11 protein-coding genes are annotated in these 8,435 nt (G+C 61.8%); 1 reads left to right on the forward strand and 10 read right to left on the reverse strand.

What is annotated here, in order from left to right; translation table 11 throughout:
- Position 1: 1 nt before the first annotated feature.
- Entirely contained in the window at positions 2 to 670 is a 669-nt protein-coding gene (locus H289_RS0120920) for a helix-turn-helix transcriptional regulator (protein ID WP_020102777.1), read from the reverse strand.
- A gap of 204 nt (positions 671 to 874) precedes the next feature.
- Here H289_RS0120920 and H289_RS0120925 point away from each other — a divergent pair, with 204 nt between their 5' ends.
- Positions 875 to 1,477: a PaaI family thioesterase gene (locus tag H289_RS0120925; RefSeq protein ID WP_020102778.1), complete on the forward strand. Its 603-nt coding sequence runs from the start codon at positions 875 to 877 to the stop codon at positions 1,475 to 1,477.
- Positions 1,478 to 1,491: 14 nt separating this feature from the next.
- Here the strand turns inward: H289_RS0120925 and H289_RS0120930 are convergent, their stop codons facing one another.
- From H289_RS0120930 to H289_RS0120970, 9 genes are all read right to left on the reverse strand, one after another.
- Positions 1,492 to 1,980 carry an MBOE_33420 family protein gene (locus tag H289_RS0120930; RefSeq protein ID WP_020102779.1) on the reverse strand — a complete coding sequence of 163 codons (489 nt, stop codon included), beginning with the start codon at positions 1,978 to 1,980 and terminating at the stop codon, positions 1,492 to 1,494.
- A 39-nt stretch (positions 1,981 to 2,019) separates the two neighbouring features.
- Positions 2,020 to 2,544, reverse strand: a complete 525-nt coding sequence (locus H289_RS0120935; RefSeq protein WP_020102780.1) for a hypothetical protein — start codon at positions 2,542 to 2,544, stop codon at positions 2,020 to 2,022.
- A gap of 314 nt (positions 2,545 to 2,858) precedes the next feature.
- The gene (locus H289_RS0120940) at positions 2,859 to 3,374 is read right to left on the reverse strand and encodes a hypothetical protein (protein ID WP_036420939.1); all 516 of its coding nucleotides are present in this window, start codon (positions 3,372 to 3,374) and stop codon (positions 2,859 to 2,861) included.
- A complete protein-coding gene (locus H289_RS30935) occupies positions 3,367 to 3,945 on the reverse strand; it encodes a hypothetical protein (RefSeq protein WP_020102782.1) in 579 nt (192 codons plus the stop codon). The genes H289_RS0120940 and H289_RS30935 overlap by 8 nt, the downstream gene beginning before the upstream one ends.
- 262 nt (positions 3,946 to 4,207) lie before the next feature.
- Entirely contained in the window at positions 4,208 to 5,341 is a 1,134-nt protein-coding gene (locus H289_RS0120950) for an ankyrin repeat domain-containing protein (RefSeq protein ID WP_020102783.1), read from the reverse strand.
- A gap of 67 nt (positions 5,342 to 5,408) precedes the next feature.
- The gene (locus H289_RS30940) at positions 5,409 to 6,350 is read right to left on the reverse strand and encodes a DUF695 domain-containing protein (protein WP_231388086.1); all 942 of its coding nucleotides are present in this window, start codon (positions 6,348 to 6,350) and stop codon (positions 5,409 to 5,411) included.
- A gap of 191 nt (positions 6,351 to 6,541) precedes the next feature.
- Positions 6,542 to 7,042, reverse strand: a complete 501-nt coding sequence (locus H289_RS30945; protein ID WP_081633481.1) for a DUF4265 domain-containing protein — start codon at positions 7,040 to 7,042, stop codon at positions 6,542 to 6,544.
- A gap of 45 nt (positions 7,043 to 7,087) precedes the next feature.
- A complete protein-coding gene (locus tag H289_RS33130) occupies positions 7,088 to 7,780 on the reverse strand; it encodes a hypothetical protein (protein ID WP_196810053.1) in 693 nt (230 codons plus the stop codon).
- Positions 7,747 to 8,435 (reverse strand): DUF6891 domain-containing protein (locus H289_RS0120970; protein WP_020102787.1); only part of this gene is annotated, 689 nt, incomplete at its 5' end. The genes H289_RS0120970 and H289_RS33130, both read right to left, overlap by 34 nt.

Consider the following 8,435-nt stretch of genomic DNA (forward strand, 5'->3'; position numbering starts at 1 on the left):
GTCAGTCGGCGGCGTCTTCGGCAGCCGCCCTACGTTCGACCTCGTACCAGAAGGAGAGATCGGGCCAGGCGATGGCGCCGCCCTTGCTCGTGTTCGGCAGGGTTGCCTCCGCCTCGTCCAAATCCTTGATGAGGTTCAGGGCAAGCTCCCGTTCAGACGTGTAATACCGGTCGGCCCAGGTCAACGCCAGTTTGGCGTAACCCCACGTGGGATCAGCGCCGGACCACTTGGCTTCCCTGGCGGCTTCACGCTGCAACTGGTCGATTTGAGCAACGTGTTCGTGCAAGAGCTTCTTGAGCGCGGCCGGATCGCTCAAATGGCCCAACATCACCCGCAGAATCGCTGGATGCTTCAGCGTAGGCAGCTCTATGGGTGCTTCCTTGGCCCACCGAGAAACCGCATCCAATCCCTTGTCGGTAATTTTGTAGAGTCGCCGGTAACGAGCGCCCTTACCCTCCACGCGCGAACTCAGCAGCCCGAGCTTTTCCAGCTTCTTCAGCTCTGCGTAAATCTGGCTGTAGGCGGGGCTTCCGAAAAAGAAGCGCATACTCCAGTGGATCCACTTGCGGATGTCATAGCCCGACAGCTCGCGCTCGTACGACAGCATCCCCAGCAAGGCCCAGTTGATCGCGGGCAGCGAAGGTATGTCTGACGTCTCGGGTTCTCCCACACTCTCAGGTTAACAATCGGGCCTCTGAAGACGTCGCACCTCGACCGCCAACCGGGATTTTGCCTTGCTCGACGACGCCACGCCGACCGACAGTGATTGCCAGGTCATCAGCAGACAAGGAGCGACATGGGACTCGGGAACCAAAGGCTGCACGCAGCCTTCGCGGCACACGGTGCGCGGAGAGAACCGGCGAGCGGGCCCCGCATGAGGGAGACGAACGCACCTCAGGTCCCCGAAGCGCTCTACGCGTCCCTCACAGACTCGGTCCGTCGACTCGTCGACTTCACGATTCGCAGCGAATGTGACGCCGCGACCATCGAATCAGTCCGCGCCAAAATCGACGCTGCCACAGACGAACTCGGCCGTGCGCTGATGCCGGGCTCATTCGGTGTCCAACAGGAGGTCAGCGGGTCGTCCATCGCTTGGGGCAACGCGGTCATCGGATTGCGGAACGCGCTCGCTCCCCCGCTCGACGTTCATCACGACGATGACGGAACGGCTTGGGCCGAAACCACATTGGGTGCGGCGTACGAAGGACCCAGTGGCCAGGTTCATGGGGGTATCTGCGCCTTGCTGCTCGACCATGTCTTGGGTGCGACAGCACACAAACCCGGCCAACCCGCAGTCACGGGAACGCTGACGATCCGCTACGAGAAGGGCACCGCGCTGGGACCTGTCCGGATCGCAGCACATATCGACCGCATCGAGGGTGTGAAAACCTTTGCCGTGGGCCATATCGCTACGTCTGACGGCGTGACGGTGCGCGCAGAAGGGGTTTTCATCCATCCCCGTAGGTCCACCACGTGAGACGGCACGGTCAGCTACGTCGGTGTCAACGTGAACGGCAGCCAGTAGGTCCCGGCACCGTCACCCGGACAGCCCGGTGCGGCCACGGTGAACGTCCGCTCCCCGGTGAAACTGCCGTCGCCGTCGGGTTTCAGGAAATCGGACCGGAATGCCGTCACCGCAGCACCGTTCGGGCCGCAGTGGAACGGATAGTCGCCCGATGACTCCCAGCGGTCGCCCGTCCAGCGGTAGTCGAACAGCGCCGGTGCGTTCGGATTCTCTTTGAGCTCAGTCATTCTCAGCCAGTGCGCAACACAACCACCGGCGTCGCACACGGTCCGGAACAGGGCCGCCTGGGTCGACGGGTCCGAGGTGTCGGGACGGCCGTTGAACGTCTGCCGCGAATGATCGAGAAACGTGTCGTAGCTCCCGTACAGCGGCACCGGTTCCGCGCGATCAGCGTGCGCCAGCGGAGCCGTCACCAGCAGTACCGATGCGGGCAATGCACAGATTTTCGGCAGCATGACTTTGAATAGCACACTGCCCGGAGCTTCGGGGGCGATCTAACATCGCAATTGCCAACGGTCAACCGTGTTGCGCACTGTGTAGGTGTGCCAGGAATCTCCGTGCAGCAACAAGGTGACCTCGCTGGGACCGGATGGTGCGTGACCGATACTCGAGTCGTGACAACAGATGGCGTCGATGTCGGTGTCCACGAAAACACTGACGCCGATCACACCCGAAGGGCCGACCAGCAACTGACGGTCGGGGTTACTACGATCGCCGATGGCCAACAGACCGCTGGCGATGTTGAGGCGGCCATCAAAGGCCCGGACGCCCAGCCCTCCGGTGTCTGAGCCGGACAGCACGCGAACCCGAATCAGCCGGCCGACGGCGTCACGCTCGTCGGCACTCATGGCCCCTACCCACAGGGCCAGCTGCACCTGCGCGGACTCGGGGTTGATACCGGGCCGTACGTAGGTACCCGTAACTCCCTGTGTCCCAGCATCTTCAATCACTACGACGCCGCGGTCGGGTGCGATCATGATGTCGCACAGCAGCTTGTTCGTTGCCGTTCGTGCCGCCATGTCTCCTCTTTCCGCAGCCAAATATGGCAATCACATTCCCCTCGTCTTCGCGAGGTCCCGCCTCATGCGGGCAATGGTCGATGCTGTTCAATCCGCCCATGGGTCGTCCGCGAAGTACTGACCCGGATCGGGTGGATTTCTCCGGCCAGCTGTTTCTCCCGGTTTACGAGCGGGAGCGGTGATCGCAGTCCAGAACAGCGCCGGTACCGATGCGAGACACCTCAGAACCCTCGACACGTCACGAAACATCTACTCTCCCTTGACCTCTCGAGTGATTTCGGCGGCATAAGTCGCGTTGGCACCCTGATGGCCGGTCACACACTGGGCGAAATCGATAGCGCGGCCGCAAATTCGAGGAGTTGCCCCATGGCTTCCTGACCATCGTCTGCGTTCTTGTCGAAGAGGTAGCACTCGACGTAGTGCTGGCTGTCCTCAGGAGTGGTCCTGGTCGTGCTGTTGACTATCGGCGTGTACAACCGCAGGCGCACCGACACCAGCTCGTGCGAACCGTCAGGCAGGACGTCATAGTCGGTGTGCAGCGCCTGATCACTGAGCCGCGAGAGCAGGACGGTCCGCACCGACGACTGGAACATCGGGTGCGGCAGTCGGCTATCGTGACCAGCGCATTCCGTGTCAGAGCCGTGCCACAGGATCAGCCGTCGTCCGTCGGTGATCGCGACCTCTTGCCACGTCGGGCGCTGTGTGAGCACGAATGAGTAAGCAGAGTCGAAGTTGATGAAAGCACGCAAATTGTTCAGCGCCACTTCAGGATTGCGAATGCCCAGCATTACGGCTTGCTGAAGATGCCTGTGTGATGCCCAGTCAGCCATGTGCGGCAAGCACCCTTCCGAATTGAATCAGCCGTTCCATCTGTGCTCGTCCGCCGTCGGTGACGGACTTGCTGAACAGCAGTTCCTCGCTGAAGGCCTCGGTTCTCGATGGGGTCTTGGCCAGGGTGTAGTCGGCCGTGTTGGTCACCAGCCGCAGTTCAACGCTGTGCAGTGACCGTCCGCCACGGTGGTCGATGCGATACCCGACCTTGAGATTTCGATCGGTCAACGCGGACAGCGGAATCGAGCGCAGCGTGGACGTCAGCAAGGGTGCGCCGGGCTCGGGATCGTCGTCGTCGGTGAGTTCGTCGTCACCCATCCACAGCAGCAATGTCCGGCCGTCGGTCACAGCGACCTCTTGGTACAACGATTCGCGCGAATCCTTTTCTTCGAGTGTGCGTTCCATGACGAATGCCGTGATCGCGGCCGGATCCATCACTCGGTACAACGCCTCCAACGCGATCGCGGGATCACGCAGGTATGCCTCCGCCGCTTGCGCCAAATCGGAGTAGGGCGCCCAGTCCTGGTGAGTGTCCGGCCCGCTGGGTCGGCCGGGCGATAGTTCGGTCATCGAGATCAGCTCTCTGATGGCGCCAACACGCGCAGTGCGGGCATCACCTTCGTCGACGAGAAACCACCCATGACCACATCCCCTGTCCAGCAGACCGACCCCGTACACCCGTCGGCGATGACGAGCCTGTGCAAGGTGTAGTCGGGATTCAGAGGCAGAACCGAACGGTGATCTAGCTCACAACGGATACCGTCCTGGCAAAACACCTGCACGAGGGCCAGTCAGCTCGGGCCCGTGCACGGACTTGCTGGTGCAATCGCCGCTAGTAGCGGTACTCGGTCTCGCCTAATGCCATTGGACTGGGATTGGCCAGGACCCAGGCGACGGCCAATTCGGTGACGCGGCGGATCGATTCCTCGTCGTATTTGTCTCGGGTGATGCCCCTACTGAGCTCGGTACGTTCGGCTGCTGTTGCCACTGGTGTCGCCGATCCAAGGTGGGCGATCAGCGCGTCCTTCATCTGGTGGAAGCCGTGGTTCCAGTTGATTCCGCCGTTGTTGAGCAGTTCCCGCGCGATGCGGCCGGCGAGTCGGATGACTTCGCCCTGGACGGTCTTCGCCGGACCACTGCTGGGCACCAAAAGGTTCCACAACTCGTCGAATTGCGCAGACGACTCGGTGGCGTCGACGACGATCGGCGATGACCCGTCATGGACCCTGCGGCGGGCGACCGGGGGCATGCCGAACAAGCTGTAGAGATCCGACAGGGCTGCATCTGTCTCATCCAGGTAGCGCGGGTTGAATCCGGCGCGGTGGAACTCAAACTGGCCGCCAATGCGGGTGACCATCTCAGCGGCATCCTGGGGGCTCGGGCAGCCCGCATCGAGAAGTATGCGCGCAGAACCCGCGACCTGCGGAATATCGATGTTGCGGCAGTCGTGGAGCGCGGCCTCTAACGGTGTTCGCCCGCTCGAGTCCACAATCACCGGGTCCGCACCATAGTCGAGAAGAAGGCGCGTCGATTCGGCAGAGCGCAGTGCCGCCCGATGGAGCGGTGTGCCCTCGCTGGTCACGATGTTCACGTCGGCACCTTGTTCGACGAGGACACGCAATGTCGCGGGGTGCGCGATCGCGGCGATGATGGGAGCGCGGCGCCCTCGTCCGCCGTTGACGTCCGCACCGAGTTCGAGCAGCAAAGTGAGATCTCGTCCGGCGGCGGCACGTCGACACAGCGGAGTACGGCCGCTGGCGTCGGGAGTGTCGACGTCCAAGCCCCGGTCGACCAGCCACCGTGCAAGCTCGTCCGGACAATTGTCGAAACCCAGTGCCGTGCTCTTCCATTGGCCACCGTAAGCATTGAACTCACACGCGTCGAAGACCTTCTTGAGAGCGTCGAGGTCGCCTTCATCGAGTGTGGCCTCAAAGTCCTTCGGGAGCGTCTTGCGCTTACGGACCACGGTTTTCCTCTCCCCCGGGATTCTGGCGACTTGTCGCATTCACGCTGACGTTCGAGCTAGGGCGCGTTCACGTGCGTAAATGGGCGACGTCGGACCACTTTGGATCGTCGTGGGACGCGACTATCACGGCTCCCTGCGCCCAGGTTGCAGCCTCGGACTCGATCGCGACGACATCGACTGCGACACTGTCGGCATAAACGTGCACGGTGTGCACGCCAGCGGTCGTTTCGCAGGCAAGGACACGACCGGCTGTGCCCAGTACGGATTCGAGCCGATCACGCAACTCCTCCAACGCATCCCAGGTCTGCTCGGTAGGCAACCCTGCCTCGTCGAAGCTCCGATAAGGGACCGAGATCGCGATATGCGTATCCAGGTTGGGCGCCTGGCTACTGCACAGTGGCACTTGCGCGGCAGCGACAACGCGGCCGTTCTCCCCGTCCCATTGCAGACCCACCCAGGCTGGTGTGCCGTCCTCATATGTGTTCTCCGCGGCGAGGGCATCGACCACACCGACAAGCTCAGCTAACGAATACCCGTCGGCGGGGCGGTATCTGGTGGTATCGACCGCACCGAGCCATTGTTCGACTGCGACTTCTCCCAGTGCGTGATCCAGGGCCAGGAAGGCGATCTCGAATTGCTGCCGCTGTTCGAGTCCGCCGAAGCTCGGGTGGTACACCCGCACGTCAAGACGATTTTGACGACGTTGGCATGCAACGATCACGTCGGCATAGTGGACCAATACCGAACCGAGCCCCAGCCGGAATTCACCCAACGGCCGGCGCTGAAGCGAATCAGCGTATGACCACACTGGATCTGGACTCGGTGCAGCGTTGAGCCAGCGTCGCGCGACCGCACGGTGATCCGGGTTGCCGGTGACGACCAGTTGATGCTCAGACACCGTGCCGGGACCGATCTCCCACGCCAGGCCGTCATGAATCGCCGCGACGCGCTGATCGATCAACGGAAACGCCGAACTGGCGTCACCTGTCTCGATTGCGGCAGCGACCACAGTTGCACCTTCGGTACGCCACCATTCCCAGAAACTCTCGATCAAATTGTCCCCCATAGTATTTGGTCTTCCCGTGCAACGCGGTTCATCAACTCGATCAGGTCATACGTCCTGTAGACAGCAGGTACATCGCAGCGCAGGTCGCGAATGTGGTTGCCGCACCTGGGTTAACCAGCCGATGACTTCCGGCGTCAACGCGGGAAGCTGTCGGGCAGACATGCTTCCTCAAGGTCTAACGCACCACTTAGCTGCTTATTCGTTAGAAACGCATGCGCTCGCTCTACGACCTCGCTGTCCGGAATATCGACTGCAATGATCCTGCGAAGCCTCTCGAAGGTGCACCCCATATCGCTCAGCGCCGCCAGGATTTCATCCTCGTCAGCGAAAACAACAATTCGTACGGTTGAATGGCCTGACCACTCAAGGCGACCAGAGAACCAAATCAAGTCGCTATTGAAATCTGACCGCTGACCTCGGACGATATCGTTTACCGCGAGCGGCTTGACGAAGAACGGAATGTTGTCGACGCGGTATCGACCGTCACCAAGAGCTTCAACCCACATGGTTTCAACCGCGTAGGGAGGCCAGAGGTGATCGGGATCATCGTCTTCTACAGGCAAGTTGAATGCCATTCGCCCGTAGCGATCTCCGCGCAACCCCGTTGACCCATGCTCGGCGTTTTCCCGATCCATCAATATCCACCCCTCTGCAGAAGCCAAACCATCGCCTCGAGCTCATCAGAGTCGATCGTTCACCCTGCAGGTATGCCAGGTATCACCATGCAGCAGCAGCGTGATCTCGCTGGGACCTGATGTGGGGTAGCTGACGTCGGAGTCGTCGAAACAGACGGCTTCGATGTCGTTGGCGACGAACACGCTGACGTGTGTCACTCCCGGCGGCCCGACCAGTAGTTGGCGATCGGGGTTTCGGCGTTCGCCGATCGCCATGAGGCCGCTGGCGATGTTCAGGTACCCATCGAAGGCGAGGTCACCGAGGCCGCCGGTGTCCGATCCGGAGAGCACGCGTACATAAACGTGTCGGCCAACGACGTCACATTCATGGACGCTCATGGTGTGCACCCACAATGCCTGATGCACGGATTCAGGGGCGGGGGCGATTTCAGGATGTACGTAGGTACCTGAAATCCCTTTCGCTCCAGCGTCTTCAATGATCACGATGCTGCCATCGGGTGCCAGCGTGGTTTCGCACAGCAGCCGGTTTGTGGCGGTTCGCACAGCCGATCCCCTTTCAGCCACCACGTGTGGCAGCTCCATTTCCATAGGCAGATTGCGATCCGGGCGTTGGCGCAGACCGCGGTCCGCCCGATGAAAAGCCCTCAGCGACGTCGGGATGTCGCGGTTCCACGTGTTCCTATCGCTGGATGATTCGAGCCGCTTCACGCGGCCCGTGGCGGTAGCGGCTTTCGCCAATCGCGGATTTGTAGCGCGATGCGTTCGTGGCGCGAGCCGGACCACTGCGGGGTGAGACCACAGCGCGTGGCCGCGGCTACGATCTGCTCGCCTAGGAGCACTTCGCTGCGCTCGACCGATTCTCTCCTGGCAGCTCCATCACCGCTCTGGGCCGCATCGACCAGGTCTTGCGGCAGTCGGCTGTGGTGGGTCCAAGCGCTGTACGCGAGGTAGAGCAACGGATCCGGGGCGCCAAGCCGGTCGGCGTCTTGCGCATGGAAGTACACGTAGGCCCACTCGCGATAGGGATAGGCCGCACCGGCGTCATCGGTGGGCGTGCGTTCGTCATCGATGGCGTCGAACGCGCAGTTGTTGCAGCACATGAAGCACATCCGGCCAAGGATGCCCTCCGCCTCCAGTTGCGCGAACATCTGTTGCAGTCGCCCGAAATCGCCGGTGTCCGGCCAAGATTGCTGCTCGGCAATCCGCTGGTCCCACATCGAGTCCAACAGATCGATGGCCGCGTCCGCGGTGATGTCGCTGTCGCCGTCGATCTGCGACAGTACCGACTCCCGAACGTCGTCGTAGGCCCAGAAGCCACAGACGAGCTGCTCCCGGACGAGATCGGCGAGCTCTTCGTGTTGGGTGCCGGTGCCGGTCATCGCCGCGACGGTTC

The organism is Mycobacterium sp. 360MFTsu5.1 (genome assembly GCF_000383495.1).
GTDB lineage: Bacteria > Actinomycetota > Actinomycetes > Mycobacteriales > Mycobacteriaceae > Mycobacterium > Mycobacterium mucogenicum_B.